The organism is Robertmurraya kyonggiensis (assembly GCF_005116465.1).
Lineage (GTDB): Bacteria > Bacillota > Bacilli > Bacillales > Cytobacillaceae > Robertmurraya > Robertmurraya kyonggiensis.
Window position 1 is genome coordinate 1 of record NZ_SWBM01000086.1, and the last position, 1,051, is coordinate 1,051.

1 protein-coding gene is annotated in these 1,051 nt (G+C 53.3%); it reads right to left on the reverse strand.

Going from position 1 to position 1,051, the window contains the following annotated elements; genetic code table 11:
- Nucleotides 1–21: 21 nt before the first annotated feature.
- Nucleotides 22–660 (reverse strand): hypothetical protein, encoded by a 639-nt coding sequence (locus FA727_RS24295; RefSeq protein ID WP_158318988.1) that lies wholly within the window; start codon nt 658–660, stop codon nt 22–24.
- Nucleotides 661–1,051 lie beyond the last annotated feature (391 nt).

Sequence of the window (1,051 nt, forward strand, 5' to 3'; positions counted from 1 at the left end):
GAGTAACTTGCCACTACCACTCTAGAAATCATCTAAGTTGTTAGCGGTAGCCTCGCTGCCCATAGGTGAAGGTGGAGCTGGAAGGGGCGGCATGTCATCCTCGGTGTCCATGTCGGAATCGGGGGCCTCTCCTTCTCCTTGCTCTCCCTCTTGCTCAAGAAGGTGCTGAGCATCATGGGCGGCTAGCATAGCATTAGCATGCTCCAAGGTACTGTGTACCTCCTCAAGTTCATCCCTTGTTTGGGCTAGCTCATTTTGGACATTGTTGTGCGCAATGTGGAGGTCATTCAATTGCCTCTCCAAATCAGCAATCATGGCGTCTCTGGTGCTCACCTCAATGGACAATGAGGTCCTCTCAACCCCAATGTCACGGGCACGGGCGGACATGTCCATAGCAAGGTTGAGCATCTCGCTCTGCGACCGTCCAAGAAGTGCCTGCAAACGGTGGTAAGCTCGCATCCATCTCATCATCAATGCGGCTGCAGCGACGGGGTTCTCCGCCATCCTCAAAGGGGAGCTAAGGTAGCGTCTCATCCAATGGGGATCATCCGGCTGAGTCGGTGGAAACAACCCAAGCAACTGGTGCTCTACCAACTCCTGGTTCTGAGCAACAAAAGAGCTAATGCCATTCAAGGCGGCTAGCTCGCAGGTCGTCTCCATGTGGTGCCCGTGAACTTCCACCGTCCAGGTGGGGGAGCTAGGACACGGCGGGTGGCGGTATACCACCAACCGCACACGGGAACGAACCACACCTCGGTCTCGGATAATAGTCCTCTCATACTGTGGCGGTGTAGGGTAGCCAAGTGCCTGTAGAACCGACCACAAGATGCTAGGGAAACCTTCCCATCCCAAGCAATCAGAGAAAGACACGTCGTTGGGGTAGCTAGCCAGGTCAGCGAGGGCGTCCATCTGAACCAAAAGGAAAAAGGGGCAAGGGTGAGAACCGGTTAGTGCCAAAGAGCAAAAACAGATTCTGTGCAGGGTGGTAAAAATTACAAAACTCGAAATCTACAAGCTCAAAAATTCCCAAATTTGGCCAGGACATTGTTTA

Bases quoted from the DNA above. Each gene is read 5' to 3' on its own strand.
- FA727_RS24295 (WP_158318988.1), bottom strand. From the start codon at position 660: ATGGAGACGACCTGCGAGCTAGCCGCCTTGAATGGCATTAGCTCTTTT.